The organism is Pseudoduganella umbonata (assembly GCF_014192225.1).
GTDB classification, from domain to species: Bacteria; Pseudomonadota; Gammaproteobacteria; order Burkholderiales; family Burkholderiaceae_D; genus Rugamonas; species Rugamonas umbonata.
Genome location: NZ_JACHXS010000013.1, coordinates 187,625 through 201,730, shown reverse-complemented (window position 1 = coordinate 201,730; position 14,106 = coordinate 187,625). Strand labels below are relative to the sequence as shown.

The window sequence follows — 14,106 nt, the reverse complement described above, 5'->3', positions numbered from 1 at the left end:
CGGGCTACAGCAGGCGCTCCGGGAGTACCGCGCGTGCCAGCCACAGCACCGCCGCGCCCAGCGCGCTGGTGGCGATCGTCGTCACCACGATCAGCGTCGGCAGGGAGTGCTGGCCGAATTCATCGGCCAGCACGATCGTCCCCAGCGCCACGATCAGCTGCGCCGGCACGATCACGCGCAGCCAGCGCCGCGCGCCGGGAAACCCCCGCCGCACCAGGCCGCGCGACACGGCCACCACCGGCCCGCACAGCACGGCAAGAAAAACAGCGATGAACAGGATCAGTTGCAGGATGCGCATTCGGTTCCTCGGCAAAGGCCGCCAGCATACCGCAATACCCCAAAAAAACATTTCCTAAAACCGGGGTCTGACCCCAGTTTCAAGAAATGTTTCCGAAAATCGGGGTCTGGAAGGAATATAGGCCTGCATTCCTATACCGTTACGCAGGCGCGAAGCAGCTTCGCGAAGCTCTGCGCCTCCCCCGGCGTTGGGGAATATTACGGCGAAAACATTTCCTAAAACTGGGGTCTGACCCCGGTTTTGGGGAATATTGCGGTGAAAAAAAGCGGTGGCCGGGTTGCCGGGCCACCGCGAAGGGAAGCGCGCCATGGGGCTGGCGCAGGTGAAACACGGTACGTGGCGGTGCGGCGAAGCCGCGGCCGCCGTGAAGTTTGCTACAGGTGCTGCGCGACCTGCGGCAGCAGTTCCTCGAACGTGCGGCCGGTGCCGTTTTCGCCGATCGCGTGCATCTTCCATTCGCCGCCGTGGCGGTACAGCTTGGCCATGATCTGGGCGCTGTGCGGGCCCTGCACGGACAGGTCGAAGCGCGCCACTTCCTTGCCGTCCTTCGCGTTCAGCAGGCGGCAGTAGGCGTTCTGTACCTGCGCGAAGCTCTGGCCGGTGAAGCTGTTCACGGTGAACACGATGCTCTTCACGTTGGCCGGCACCTGCTGCAGGCTGACGCTGATCTGCTCGTCGTCGCCGTCGCCGGCACCGGTACGGTTGTCGCCCGAGTGCACGACGCTGCCGTCGCGGCTCTTCAGCTGGCGGAACCAGACCGTGTCGACCGGCTTGTTGGCCTCGTCGAACAGCAGGCACGAGGCATCCAGGTCGACGTCGGCGCTCTTGCTGCCGAAACCGAGGAAGCCCTTGCTCTTCACGGCATCCCACCCCAGGCCCATCGTCACCTGCGACAGCGCGCCGCCGGCTTCCTTGTCCAGGGAAATCTTCTGGCCCTTCGTCAAATTGACTGACATGTCATCCTCCTCGTCACTGCGCGCATGACGGTGCCGCTGCGGGCCGCCTGCTGCGCTGCTGATTGGACTACTTGTTTACGCTGCTCCTTGCAGGATCATTGCGGCTTCGTGCTCGACAGCCACGACAGGAACGCCGCACGGCTGCGCGAGCACACCACGACCTTGCCGGTGCCGGAGAAGCGCAGCACCATCCCTTCGCCGCTCGTCACGCTGTTGACCAGGTTGCCGAGGAAACCGCTGCTGCGGCTCGTCGACACCGACATCTCGTAGCGCAGCGAGCTGTCCCAGCAGACCACGTGCGAGTTGTCGATCACGATGTCCTTGCCGGCTTCCACGTCCAGCGTGGCCACCGAGCCGAAGCCCGACACCACCAGCTGGCCGCTGCCCGAGGTTTCCGTGATGAAGAAGCCGCCGGTCTGGCCGAACAGCGCGGTGCCCACGTTCTGGGTACGCACGTTCAGGTTCACGCTCGACGACGCCGCCACGAAGGCGCCGTCGCTGATCATGTACTGGCGCTGGCCCACGTCGAGCACCTGCATCGCGCCCGGCAAGGTCGGCGCCAGCAGGCAGTCGCCATCGCCCTTGACCGCCTCGATGTGCTGCTGGAAGAACGACTCGCCGTTGGCGAAGGTGCGCATCAGCGCCGCGCCCAGCCCGCCGTTCATCTTGCCCTTGAGCTCGAGGTTCGACTCCATCATGACCATCGCGTTGGCTTCGCAATAGATCTTCTCGCCATGGCGCAGGGTCACGTGCAGGAACGGATCCTCTTCCCCGGTAATGCTGAAGACTGGCATGGATTACACCGCCACGCCGTAGCTCTTGGCCAGTGCCGCCAGGCCGCCGGCATAGCCCTGGCCCACAGCGCGGAATTTCCAGTCGCTGCCGTTGCGATACAGTTCGCCGAACACCATCGCGGTTTCCGTCGAGCTGTCCTCGGACAGGTCGTAGCGCGCCACTTCGGAGCCGTTGGCGGCGTTCACGCAGCGCACGAACGCCTTCTGCACCTGGCCGAAGTTCTGGCGGCGCGCATCGGCATCGTGGATCGTCACGCAGACGGCGATCTTGTCGACGTCGGCCGGCACCTTCGACAGGTCGACATTCACGGTCTCGTCGTCGCCCGCGCCTTCGCCGGTGCGGTTGTCGCCCGAGTGGACGATGGAGCCGTCGGCGGATTTCAGGTTGTTGTAGAAGATGAAGTCGGAGTCGCTGCGCACCTTGCCGTCCGCCTTCAGCAGGAAGGCCGAGCTGTCGATGTCGAATGCGGCGCCATCGGTATTGCGCACGTCCCAGCCCAGGCCGATCGTCAGTTGCGACAGACCGGGAGCTTCCTTGGACAGGTTGACGTTGCCGCCTTTTTGCAGACTGATTGCCATGATCGATTACTCCTTCGATTGTTTTGAGACACCTTGCTTCCGGCGGCGCGACTGGTGTCGGATGCCGCGCCGCGTCGTTATGGACGGGCTGGCCGCCCGTCCGTTCTTGTATGGACCTTAACCGATGGTCCTTATGCTGCCCTTATGAGGCTTGCCACGCCCTTACGCCGGGGCAAGCGTTTCCTGCTGCTTGCGGTACCGTACCGACGACCACACCGAGGCCGCGATGAAGGCCACGCCGATCAGGCCGGTGAAGATCTCGGGCACATGGAACTTCATGCTTGCGAGCATGATCGCTGCCAGGATACCGATCGCATAGTGTGCGCCATGTTCCAGGTACACGTAAGCATCCAGCGTGCCTTTTTCCACCAGGTACACCGTCATCGAGCGGACGAACATCGCGCCGATGGCCAGGCCCACCATGATGATGACCACGTCCTTCGTGATGGCGAACGCGCCGATCACGCCGTCGAACGAGAACGACGCATCGAGCACTTCCAGGTACAGGAAGCCGCCGATACCGCCGCGCTTGACCATCTCGCCCACGCCGCTCTCGCTTTCCTCGCCGGCCTCCAGGTAGTTCGACAGCGCATCGACACCCACGTAGATCAGCAGGCCCCACAGGCCGGACAGCAGCACCGCCAGCTTCTGGCCTTCGCCGACCAGCGACATGCAGCCCAGCAGCGTGGCCAGGGCGACCATGATCGAGATCGACGACACCTTGCCCAGCGAGCCGAGCTTCTGCTCGAAATTGCCCAGCCAGTGCGTTTCCTTTTCCGGATCCAGGATGAAGTTCAGGAACACCATCAGCAGGAAGATGCCGCCGAACGCCGCCACTTCGGCATGGTGCTCGGTCAGGTGGCGCGAATACTCGTCCGGGTTGTTCAGTGCCAGCGTCCATACATCCGTCAGTCCGATGTCCGCGGCAACGGCCACGATCACCAGCGGGAACAGCAGCCGCATGCCGAACACGGCGATGATGATGCCCACGCCGAGGAACAGCTTGCGCCAGAAGTCGTCCCACGTCTTCAGCACGGAGGCGTTGACCACCGCGTTGTCGAACGACAGCGAGACTTCCATCACGCCGAGAATCATGGCAATGCCGAGCGCCGACAGCGCGCCGGTAATGCCTGCGGTCCGGTAACCCCACCACCCGGCAATTGCCAGGCAGACGGCCGTGACCAGGAATGAAATCCTGAAGTGCTTCATCTATGTTTCCCCTATATTTATTCGGTTTTAGATCTACCGGTTGCAGTGTAGAGAAAAGCCGTCAATTGGAAAATGATAGATATTATGAAGATCACTTCGCAAAAGCCGAACCATTGACGCGGTTGTCCCCGTCCGCCCACCCGGCCGCGCTCCTTGCCGCCCCGTCATCGGCGGCCACCGCGTGCGTGCCGAAGCGGCTGGCGCGCGCGACGACGGCATTGGCCCAGTTGCGGTGCGTGGCCACTTCGCACATCGAATCGTCGAGCTTGAACACGGCCGGCGCATCGCGGTCCAGGATGCGCAGCGCCATCGCCACTTCCTTCGGCTGCACGCGGAAATGCTGCTCGATCAGCTCGATCTGCGACGGGTGGATGGCGGTCTTGCCGACCATGCCGTAGGCAATGTCCTGCTGCACTTCCTGGGCCATCAGGGCGGGGCAGTCCAGGTGCTCGAACACGGGCGACGTGAGGCGGAAGCCATGCGGCCGGAAGGTCGTAACCAGGCTGGCGATCACGGGGCCCAGCGGCGACTGGTAGATCGTCATGTCGCGCGAGCGGCGCAGTCCCAGCAGCGCCAGCAGGTCGTTGCCGCCGATGCGCAGCGCCAGGATGCGCGGCGCGGCGTCCGGCATCGACAGGCGCACGCGCAGCGCGCGCATTTCCACCGGATCGAACACGTCGGCCGTTTCCAGCGTGGGCATCAGCAGGTGCTTCGTGCCGCTCAGCAGGTGCAGGTAGTCGTCCAGGTTGTCCCGCGTGGCCTTGGGAATCACGAACCCGGCCAGCTTCTCCGCCCCGCTCATCGCCAGCACGCGCGCCAGCACGCCGGTGTTGCGCACGCGCACGAAGCGGTCGATCCGCACTTCGGTGCGCATCGCCGCCAGCGTTCCGGCCAGCCCGGCCAGCGCCGCCTCCAGGTCGCGTTCCGCCACCGCATCCTCGGTGCAGAAGATGACCGAGCGCAGCGCCGGCACCCGTTCCCCGTTGGCGATGTCGAGCAGGTGCCTGTGCGTCGCCGGTACATACAGCGAAGCACCTATCGGTTTGTCATGCATCGCCTTCCCTCCTGATCAATGAAACGCCCTGGTAGGGCAACGCCCGGTCGATCACGACCGGCACTTCCTTTTCCTCTGCCAGCAGCTTCAGGTGCGCCACGTCGGCCGCATCGGGATCGCGCAGGATCAGCAGGCGCGGCACGCGCCGCAGCAGTACGCGCGTCGCTTCGCCGATGCCCGGCTTGATCAGGTTCACGTCGGCCACGTCGTAGCGCTGCGCCAGTTCGCGCAGGCAGGCTTGCGACGTGGCTGCGGCGCGCACCCTGTCCACCGGCACCGGGACCAGTTCGCCGCCCACGGCGATCTCCAGCGCCGCGGCGACGATATCGTCGGCAAAGCCGCGCGAGCGGTCGTGCGCGGCGAATTCCTGGTAATACAGGCAGCCGTGATAGTCGTCCGGGCCGCTGTCGCCGCCGATGACGGTGCGGCTGACCAGCCCGGAAACGGTGGCATTCAGGATGCTCGACGGGATCAGGTAATCGGCATCCGAACTGGCGCATGCCGCCGCGCCGGCCAGGTCCGACAGCACAAACAGCCCGCCATCGATGCGCACGCGATGGCGCGCATTGAACTGCGCGACCGAGCGTTCCAGCTCGCGCGCGATGACGCCCTTGCCGGTCCAGCCGTCGACGAACACGACCGATGCCGGCACGTGGCGCGCGAGGATCGTGCGCAGCGCCGCCTCGTCGATGCCCCGGTCGCGCACGATCGACACCGAATAGTGCACCACGTCGCGGTGCAGCACGCGTTCCAGCAAATGCCGGACGATCACGCCGACCGGCGTGCCGGCCCGGGCCAGCGACACCAGCGTGACCTGGCCGGCGCGCCGCGCCGCGATCAGGTGCGCGAGCCGCAGGCAGTCGGCCGCCATGCGGCCGCGGTTGGCGCGGCAGGCCTCGTCGAACAGGGCCAGGTGGCGCTCCGACGGCAGCCGCTCGGCCGACAGCATTTCGCTGTAGTGCTTCCGGCCCGACTGGATCAGCGCCTCCTTTTCATCGACCGGCACGAAGGCATGGCCGGACAGGCGCCGCAGCAGGAACTGCACGTCGCCCTGCCGGTAGCTGCCGGAGAACGAGGAAAACGCGCCGGTACCCGCCCCCTGGTGCGGCCCGCTCACAGCGCCTCCAGGGCCAGCGCGGATAATTGCGTGCCGCGCGGGATGATCGCGTAGTCGCAGGCCGCCATGAAGCGCGCATCGGAGCGGCTGTCGCCCATGCCGAAGGTCATGATCGGGCCATGCTCGTCGCGCAGCCTGGCCTGCAGGTACTCGACGGCGCGGGCCTTGTTCAGCCGCTTCGGCAATACCGCCAGGTTATTGCCGTTGCGGTGCAGGCAGAAGTCGCTGCCCGCCGTGGCCAGCCACGGTTCCACGGCCTCGCGCTCGATCTCGTCGAGCCGCGCCAGGTCCTTGTCGGCATCCTTGACGTTCACGTAGAACGGCAGGCCGAGATCCTCCACCAGCCGTACCCGGGCCGGAAGGCCGGCCCGCTGCGCGTAGTCCTCGATCGCGGCCCGCACCTGCCGCAGGCCGGGCAGCGCGGTGGCCATGTCGTCGCCCATGCGCGCCAGCCAGACCGGGTCGGGCGTGCCGTCCGGGGCCAGGATGATGCCGCCGAAGTCGATGATCCGGTAGTGCGCGAAAGGATAGTCGACCCGCGCCAGGGCGTCGCGGTCGCGCGCGGTGGTCGGGATCAGCGTCATGCCTTCGCCGACCATGTCGAGGAAGGCGCGCTGGCGCCGGTTCGTGTACGAGTTCGCCGAACCGTCCTTCAGGAAGGCGATCGGCTGCAGCACCTCGTTCGGGTCGCACTTGGCCAGAGAATGGAACAGCGTGTCGTCGAGGTCGACGAAAAGGAACTTGTTCAATGCATTTCCTCCACGATTTCGCTCTCCGAGCGGAAGTGCACCAGCCGCCCGCCGACCTGGCCGGCCAGCTCGCGCAGCGCGTCGTTGGGCGGCGTCTCATGGCAGACCAGCACGTGCGCGTACTGGCCGGGCTGCACGTTGTACAGGTAGTTGGCGATGCCTTCGCCATAGTTGTCGGCAAATGCCAGCCGGCTGCCGATCGCGCCCCATTCGAGGATCGGCGAACGGGTGCTCGACTGCACGAGCGCGTCGATGCCGCGTTCGGCCAGCGCGCTCGCCAGCAGGAACGGCGGATGCATGAATTCCCCCGTACCGAGCACCAGCACCGTCTCGCCGGACCCGATGCCTGACACCAGCGCGTCGAGCGTGGCGTCGGGCAGGGTCAGCGGCCGCGCCAGGCCGGCGCGGCCGAACGCGCCGCCCACCGCGACACCGCCGGCCGCGCCGACGACCTGCGCCGGCGCGGCTTCCGGGAAGCTGGCGCCGGCGGCGAATGTGAAACTGCCGTTCAGCGCGGCGCCGTGCGTGACCGGCAGGCCGATGCCGGCGGCCAGCGCGTCGCCCGCCTGCGCGCCCATGAAATTGGTCAGCGTGGCCAGGTGCACGTGGGCCAGCGCCGGATTGAGTGCACGGCAGGCCGCGGCCAGGTTGCGGAAGGTCGTGCCGGTGCTGGCTTCGTCGTCGACCAGGACGAGCGAACGGGCGCGCATGAACAGCGCGTGCAGCGCCGCATCGGTGGGCAGGTGCAGGAACTGGCGCGGCGCGTGGCTGTGCGGTTCGGCGAACTCGATGGCCGGCACGCCGTCGATGCGGTAGCGCGTGGTATGCAGGAACAGCGCTTCCTGGCCGGCATCGCGGCGCAGGTGCGCCTCGAACACGCCCTGCCCCAGGCCGATCGCCGTTTCGGCCAGCGCGATGAACACCACGGGGCCCGGCAGCGCGGGCGGCAACTGGCCGGCCAGCGCATCGTGCAGCTCGCGCATGAGACCGGGCCGCGAAGGCCAGTGCTTGCCCAGTACCTTGCTGACGAACAGGAAGCCGCGCTTCGCGTTGGCGCGCGCGCCGAAGCCGACGAGCGCATCGAGCGGGTACTCACCCGTTTCGGTATGCACCGTCAGCACGCCGGTCGGCATGGCGATCTCGCGGCCGCCGGCAGCAGCCAGGCTTCCCGGTGCACGGTCGTTCATTGCGCTCCCTCCAGTTCCACCGCATGCTGCCATTCGCCGACACGCATGCCGGCCCGTACCTCGGGAATCTCCAGGTGCTCGTAGCCCCGGTCGAACCCGGCCAGCGCCAGCCATGGCAGCGCCGGACCCGCCATGCAGGCCATGCCGACGCCGCCGGACATGCGCGGATTGATCTCCAGCAGCCGCATGCGGCCGCCGCTGACGCGGAACTGCACGTTGAACACGGCATTCAGGCCGTATGCGGCGGCCAGCCGCGTGACGGCCTCGAGAATGACCGGCTGCGGATCGATGACCTGCCCGGCGCCCGGCTTGAGCAGCTTGCGGCGCGGTACCGCGCAGACCAGGCGGCCGTTGTCGGCCAGGCAGTCGACACTGTATTCCAGGCCTTCGAGGAATTCCATCAGCAGCATGGTGCGAAATTCGCCCAGCTCGCGCAATCCGGCGCGAAAGTCCCCCAGGCCGATCTGGTACTGGTCGCCCGCCATCAGGATCTGTGCGCTGTTGCGCTGTTCGTCGAGCGCGGCGAAGCCCAGCCCGTACACGGATTGCGACGGCTTCACGCACAGTTGCGGATACTTCGCGCGCAAGGCGGCGTAACCGGCATCGAACTGCGCCGCGTTCGTGAACGGCACGGTGTCCGGCGGCGGCGCCTCGGGCAGGTCCACGGTCGCATAGAAACGTTCCTTGTCGTGCAGCAGCGCCAGCGCTTCAGGGCCGGCGACCGCCATCACGCGCGTGCCGATGGCGGCGAAGCGCTCGCGCGCGCCGCTGACCAGGGCCGCTTCGCGGTGCGGCACGAAAATGCCGATGTCGCGGCGCTGGCAGAAGTCCAGGCACCATTCCAGGTACTCGCCGCCCTTCAGCGGCGGTTCCGCTTCGAACGCGTGGGCCGCGCCTGCGGCAACGGTCCTGCTGCCGGCCGTGTACAGCAGGTGATAGCGGCCGGCGCGGTCGTGCTGCCGGATCAAGGTCATTGCGTTGTAGATCGATGAAAACGTTCGGTTGTACCAGACTCGCATATGTCCTCTTCGTGGAATGGTCGGCCGCCGGGCCGCGGTGCGTGCAACACCGAGGATAAACTGAAAACGGGCTGCAATTAAGTTGAAAATGAGTTGAAAATGAGCTGAAAATGCGCTGGAAACTGCGCTGACAGCAAGCCGGAATGCGCTCGGTGACAAGCCGAAAAAAAAAGCGGTGGCCGGTTGACCGGACCACCGCAAAGGGAAGCGCGCCATGGGGCAGGCGCAGGTGAAACACGGTACGTGCCGCAGCGTCTTCACTACGGCGGTTTGCTGTCCATCGGACTGCATGTCTTCGCGCGGCGGCACCTTGCCACCGCGTCTTTGCTTGCAGCCGGCTTGCCGGCTGCGTATTGGTGCTGCCTGTTACCGGTTGCGTACTACAGGTGCTGCGCGACTTGCGGCAGCAGTTCGTCGAACGTGCGGCCGGTGCCGTTTTCGCCGATCGCGTGCATCTTCCATTCGCCGTTGTGGCGGTACAGCTTGGCCATGATCTGGGCGCTGTGCGGGCCCTGCACGGACAGGTCGAAGCGCGCCACTTCCTTGCCGTTGTTCGCGTTCAGCAGGCGGCAGTAGGCGTTCTGCACCTGCGCGAAGCTCTGGCCGGTGAAGCTGTTCACCGTAAACACGATGCTCTTCACGTTGGCCGGCACCTGCTGCAGGCTGACGCTGATCTGCTCGTCGTCGCCGTCGCCGGCGCCGGTGCGGTTGTCGCCCGAGTGAACGACGCTGCCGTCACGGCTCTTCAGCTGGCGGAACCAGACCGTGTCGACCGGCTTGTTGGCTTCGTCGAACAGCAGGCACGAGGCATCCAGGTCGACGTCGGCGCTCTTGCTGCCGAAACCGAGGAAGCCCTTGCTTTTCACGGAATCCCAGCCCAGGCCCATCGTCACGTGCGACAGCGCGCCGCCGGCTTCCTTGTCCAGAGAGATCTTCTGGCCCTTACTCAAATTCACTGACATGTCTGACTCCTTTGTTTGCTGCTGATCCTTGCCGGCGGCGGTTGCCGCCGGCGAGCATGCTTAGACCGACACGCCGTAGCTGGTGGCCAGCGAGGCGAGACCGCCGGCGAAGCCCTGGCCCACTGCGCGGAACTTCCAGTCGCTGCCGGCGCGGTACAGTTCACCGAACACCATCGCCGTTTCCGTCGAGCTGTCCTCGGACAGGTCGTAGCGCGCCACTTCCTGGTTGGTGGCGGTGTTCACGCAGCGCACGAACGCCTTCTGCACCTGCCCGAAGTTCTGGCGGCGGGTGTCGGCATCGTGGATCGTCACGCAGACGGCGACCTTGTCCACGTCGGCCGGCACTTTCGACAGGTCGACCTGCACGGTCTCGTCGTCGCCCGTACCTTCGCCGGTGCGGTTGTCGCCGGAGTGCTGCACGGCGCCGTCGCTCGATTTCAGGTTGTTATAGAAGATGAAGTCGGAGTCGCTGCGCACCTTGCCATCCGCTTTCAGGATGAATGCCGAGCTGTCGATGTCGAATGCGGCGCCATCGGTGGTGCGTACGTCCCAGCCCAGGCCGATCGTCAGTTGCGACAGACCGGGGGCTTCCTTGGACAGATTGACGTTGCCGCCTTTTTGCAGACTGATTGCCATGATCGAATACTCCTTCAGTTAGTAGGACACCCTTGTTGCGTATCCGGCGCGGCTGGTGTCTTGTAGCGCGCCGAGATTCATCGTGGGCGATGCCGCCCGTTTGCTTTCTGCCGATCACTTGTTGCTTGATCAATGTCAAGCAGTGTAGAGGAAACAAATGAATTGAAAAATAGAAGATAATATGAACATTACTGCGTAAAAACCGAAACCATGAAAACCAGCGGCATCAATTTCCGCCACCTGTATTTCTTCCGTGTGGTGGCCGCGGAAGGCAGCGTCACGCGCGCGGCCGAGCGGCTGGGCCTGGCCATACAGACTATCAGTGCGCAGCTCGCGGCGCTCGAACAATCGGTGGGCAAGCAGTTGCTGACACAACAGGGCCGGCGGCTGGTGCCCACCGAGGCGGGCCGTGTGGCGCTGACGTATGCGGAGCAGATTTTCGAGCTGGGCGACCGCATGCAGGAAGCGCTGAACGAGGCCGATGCGGGGCGCACCCGGCTCACGGTGGGCATCTCGGATTCGCTGCCCAAGCTGATCGCCTACCGCCTGCTGCGCGCGGCGTTCGAGATGAAGATGCCGTGCAAACTGGTGTGCGTGGAACGCGAGTTCGAATCGCTGCTGGCCGACCTGGCGCTGCACAAGCTGGACGTGGTGCTGACGGACCGTTCGGTACGCGCATCGGCCAGCCTGCGCGTATACAACCACCTGCTGGGCGAAAGCGAAATGCTGGTGTTCGGCACCCCGGAGCTGGTCGAGGGGCTGGGCGCCAATTTCCCGCGCAACCTGAACCACGCGCCGATGCTGCTGCCGACGCGGAACAACGCGCTGCGCGGCCGCATCGACGAATGGCTGCTGAAGCACGACGTGCGGCCCGACGTGGTGGGCGAGTTCGAGGACAACGCGATGCTGACCACGTTCGCCCGCGACGGGTTGGGCCTGTTCTTTGCCCCCGCCGGCCTGGAACCGGACATCCTCGCGCAGTTCGGCGCGGTCCCCGCCGGCGCCGCCACCGAACTGCGCGAACAGTTCTACGCGATCTCCAGCGAACGGCGCATCAAGCACGCGGCGGTGGAGGCGATCATGGCTGCCAATACGGGGCTGTTTACGGTGTAGCCGCACCGCGTGTGCCGCCGTTGCCCGGACATGAAAACCGGTGACAGGCCACGGCGGCGGACCGTCCGGTTCCCGGAAACATTGCAAAAAAACCGGAGCCTGTCACCGGTTTTTGCCGGACGTTGGCGGCGGGTCGGCTAAGATGTACGTTTTAACTACCCGCTTCGAAGAATTCCGCACCACCGCCGCCATGCGCGCGGTGACGAAAGCACCTCGAAGTGTGCCTTATGCATAATCTATTGCTGGTCCTGTTTGCGCTGCTCCTCGTTGCATTGAACGGTTTTTTCGTTGCCGCCGAATTCGGCATCGTGACATTGCGCCGCACCCGCGTGCGCGCCATCGCGAAAACGCAGGGCCTCAGGGGCCGCATCCTGGAAAAAGTCCACGGCGAGCTCGATGCTTACCTGTCGGCCTGCCAGCTGGGCATCACGCTGGCCTCGCTGGGCCTCGGCTGGATCGGCGAACCGGCGTTCGCCGGCCTGCTCGAACCACTGCTGACCGCCGTCGGCGTCACCTCTCCCGAAATACTGCACGGCATCTCGTTCGTGTTCGCCTTCGTCACGATCTCGTTCCTGCACATCGTGGTCGGCGAACTGGCGCCGAAGTCGCTGGCGATCCGCGTGCCGGAAGCGGTGGCCGTATGGTGCGCAATGCCGCTGTATGGCTTCTACTGGATGATGTACCCGGCGATCTGGGTGCTCAACAAGAGCGCCAACATGGTGCTGCACCTGGCCGGCCTGCGCGGCCCTGGCGGCCACGATTCGCATTACTCGACCGAAGAGCTGAAGCTGATCCTGCGCACCAGCAAGCCGGGCGAGCAGTTCGACAAGGACGAGCGCAACATCCTCGCCAACACGCTGGATTTCTCGCAGCTGCGCGTGTCGGACCTGATGCGGCCCATCAACGAGGTGATCGCTCTGCACGCCTCGCGCTCGCTGGAAGCGAACCTGGAGACCGTGGTGCGCAACCGTTTTTCGCGCTACCCCTACTTCGACGACGACGAATCCGTGCTCGGCATCGTGCACCTGAAGGACCTGTTCTTCGCGCAGCAGAACGGCAAGCCGATCAAGTCGTTCACGCCGTTCCTGCGGCCGGTCGAGACGATTTCCGCGCGCACGCCGGCGATCGAACTGTTCCGCCGCTTCCGCGAAGGCGCGCCGCACTTCGCGCTGATCGGCGAAAAGGGCAAGCGGCCGGTGGGCTTCCTGACGCTGGACAACCTGCTGGGCGCCATGGTCGGCGAAATCCACGACGAATTCCGCCTGAACGAGAACGACTGGCTGAAGGGCGACGACGGTTCGCTGATCGGCAAGGCCAGCCTGCCGATCTTCTCGCTGGAACGGGTGCTGGGCATCGACATCGAGAACGAGGAACTGGGCCTGGACGAGGTGGAATCCGTGGGCGGCCTGATCATGCTGAAGCTTGGCGATATCCCGAAACAGGGCCAGCGCGTGAGCTTCAACGCCTTCGACATCGTGGTGCGCAAGATGAACGGCCCGCGCATCCTGCTCGTGAAGGTCATCCCGCGCATCCCTCGCACCGCCGAGGACGAGCAGGACTGACCCGGGTTTCGCCGCGCCGTGCCGCACGGCGTTATCTCCTTTGCAATCCGCTTTGTAGTCTGCTTTGCAATCTTCCTTATAATCGGGTCTTTCACCACCGTGGAGACCCGAATGCCGCGCTTCCGATCGCCCCTGCCCGCCCTGTTGTCCGCCCTGCTGCTGGGTGCCACGGCGCTGGCCCACGCCGCGCCGCAATACGTGGAAGTGGGCACGCCGCTGCCGCGCTTCCACCTGCTCAAGGAAGGCAGCCACCGCTACCTGCGCTACCTGCGTTCGGCCGACGGCAACACGGCGCTCGACATCTGGCAGCGGGACATCCATTTCGACGGCACGCGGATGCAGATCCGCCAGCGCTGGGACGCCGTGGGCAAGACGCCTTCCGTGAAGCGCCTCGAATCGACGTTCGAGACCGCCACGTTCCGCCCGCTGACGCATGTGCGTATCACCGAGAAGGATGGCAGGAAGACCGTGGAAGGCTTTGCGTTCGCGGCCGACCGGATCAGCGGCATGGCGGGACTGAAGGACAACACGCAAAAAAACCTGGCGGTGGAGTCGAAGGAACCCTCGTTCAACTTTGAAACCGACATGGAACTGCTGCAAACGCTGCCGCTGGCCGACGGCTACGAAGCGCAGCTCGTGTTCTACCACGCCGGCGGCGCTGCCCCCGCGCGCTACACGTTCCGCGTCGCCGGCAGCGAAGCGATCGGCGGCCCCGCCGGCCCTGTCGACTGCTGGATCGTCACCACCGACTACAACCAGCCTGGCAGCGTATCGAAGTTCTGGTACGCCAAGGGCACGCAGCTGATGGTGAAACAGGAAAGCACCCTGCCCGACGGCCGCACGCTGGTAAAAACCCTGCTGGACTGAAACA

At 65.4% G+C, this 14,106-nt stretch carries 15 protein-coding genes; 3 read left to right on the top strand and 12 right to left on the bottom strand.

The window, feature by feature from the left end; all coding sequences use genetic code 11:
- Window positions 1-4 precede the first annotated feature (4 nt).
- From FHS02_RS27330 to FHS02_RS27275, 12 genes are all read right to left on the bottom strand, one after another.
- Window positions 5-298 carry a hypothetical protein gene (locus tag FHS02_RS27330; protein WP_137316193.1) on the bottom strand — a complete coding sequence of 98 codons (294 nt, stop codon included), beginning with the start codon at window positions 296-298 and terminating at the stop codon, window positions 5-7.
- Between the two features lie 374 nt (window positions 299-672).
- Window positions 673-1,254: a TerD family protein gene (locus FHS02_RS27325; RefSeq protein WP_137316192.1), complete on the bottom strand. Its 582-nt coding sequence runs from the start codon at window positions 1,252-1,254 to the stop codon at window positions 673-675.
- 95 nt (window positions 1,255-1,349) lie between these two features.
- The gene (locus FHS02_RS27320) at window positions 1,350-2,048 is read right to left on the bottom strand and encodes a TIGR00266 family protein (RefSeq protein WP_137316191.1); all 699 of its coding nucleotides are present in this window, start codon (window positions 2,046-2,048) and stop codon (window positions 1,350-1,352) included.
- Window positions 2,049-2,051: 3 nt separating this feature from the next.
- On the bottom strand, window positions 2,052-2,627 hold the full coding sequence (locus tag FHS02_RS27315) for a TerD family protein (protein WP_137316190.1): 576 nt from the start codon (window positions 2,625-2,627) through the stop codon (window positions 2,052-2,054).
- 162 nt (window positions 2,628-2,789) lie between these two features.
- Window positions 2,790-3,836: a DUF475 domain-containing protein gene (locus tag FHS02_RS27310; RefSeq protein ID WP_137316189.1), complete on the bottom strand. Its 1,047-nt coding sequence runs from the start codon at window positions 3,834-3,836 to the stop codon at window positions 2,790-2,792.
- 91 nt (window positions 3,837-3,927) lie between these two features.
- Window positions 3,928-4,890 carry an HpcH/HpaI aldolase/citrate lyase family protein gene (locus tag FHS02_RS27305; protein ID WP_137316188.1) on the bottom strand — a complete coding sequence of 321 codons (963 nt, stop codon included), beginning with the start codon at window positions 4,888-4,890 and terminating at the stop codon, window positions 3,928-3,930.
- Window positions 4,883-6,007, bottom strand: coding sequence for a cysteine protease StiP family protein (locus tag FHS02_RS27300; protein WP_137316187.1), 1,125 nt, complete (start codon window positions 6,005-6,007; stop codon window positions 4,883-4,885). The genes FHS02_RS27305 and FHS02_RS27300 overlap by 8 nt, the downstream gene beginning before the upstream one ends.
- A complete protein-coding gene (locus FHS02_RS27295) occupies window positions 6,004-6,756 on the bottom strand; it encodes an HAD family hydrolase (RefSeq protein ID WP_137316186.1) in 753 nt (250 codons plus the stop codon). Before FHS02_RS27295 ends, FHS02_RS27300 begins: the two co-directional genes overlap by 4 nt.
- The gene (locus FHS02_RS27290) at window positions 6,753-7,943 is read right to left on the bottom strand and encodes a phosphoribosyltransferase domain-containing protein (RefSeq protein ID WP_137316185.1); all 1,191 of its coding nucleotides are present in this window, start codon (window positions 7,941-7,943) and stop codon (window positions 6,753-6,755) included. Before FHS02_RS27290 ends, FHS02_RS27295 begins: the two co-directional genes overlap by 4 nt.
- Window positions 7,940-8,917 carry an ATP-grasp domain-containing protein gene (locus FHS02_RS27285; protein ID WP_229422350.1) on the bottom strand — a complete coding sequence of 326 codons (978 nt, stop codon included), beginning with the start codon at window positions 8,915-8,917 and terminating at the stop codon, window positions 7,940-7,942. Before FHS02_RS27285 ends, FHS02_RS27290 begins: the two co-directional genes overlap by 4 nt.
- A 425-nt stretch (window positions 8,918-9,342) precedes the next feature.
- Window positions 9,343-9,924 (bottom strand): TerD family protein, encoded by a 582-nt coding sequence (locus tag FHS02_RS27280; RefSeq protein WP_137316183.1) that lies wholly within the window; start codon window positions 9,922-9,924, stop codon window positions 9,343-9,345.
- Window positions 9,925-9,984: 60 nt separating this feature from the next.
- Complete coding sequence (locus FHS02_RS27275) at window positions 9,985-10,560, bottom strand: TerD family protein (protein WP_137316182.1); 576 nt, start codon at window positions 10,558-10,560, stop codon at window positions 9,985-9,987.
- 210 nt (window positions 10,561-10,770) lie between these two features.
- On the opposite strand from FHS02_RS27275, the gene FHS02_RS27270 reads away from it, so the two are divergent.
- The 3 genes from FHS02_RS27270 (at window position 10,771) to FHS02_RS27260 (ending at window position 14,102) form a co-directional block, all read left to right on the top strand.
- On the top strand, window positions 10,771-11,673 hold the full coding sequence (locus FHS02_RS27270; RefSeq protein WP_137316181.1) for a LysR family transcriptional regulator: 903 nt from the start codon (window positions 10,771-10,773) through the stop codon (window positions 11,671-11,673).
- A gap of 227 nt (window positions 11,674-11,900) precedes the next feature.
- Entirely contained in the window at window positions 11,901-13,235 is a 1,335-nt protein-coding gene (locus FHS02_RS27265) for a hemolysin family protein (RefSeq protein WP_137316180.1), read from the top strand.
- Between the two features lie 111 nt (window positions 13,236-13,346).
- Entirely contained in the window at window positions 13,347-14,102 is a 756-nt protein-coding gene (locus FHS02_RS27260; protein ID WP_137316179.1) for a DUF3108 domain-containing protein, read from the top strand.
- Window positions 14,103-14,106 lie beyond the last annotated feature (4 nt).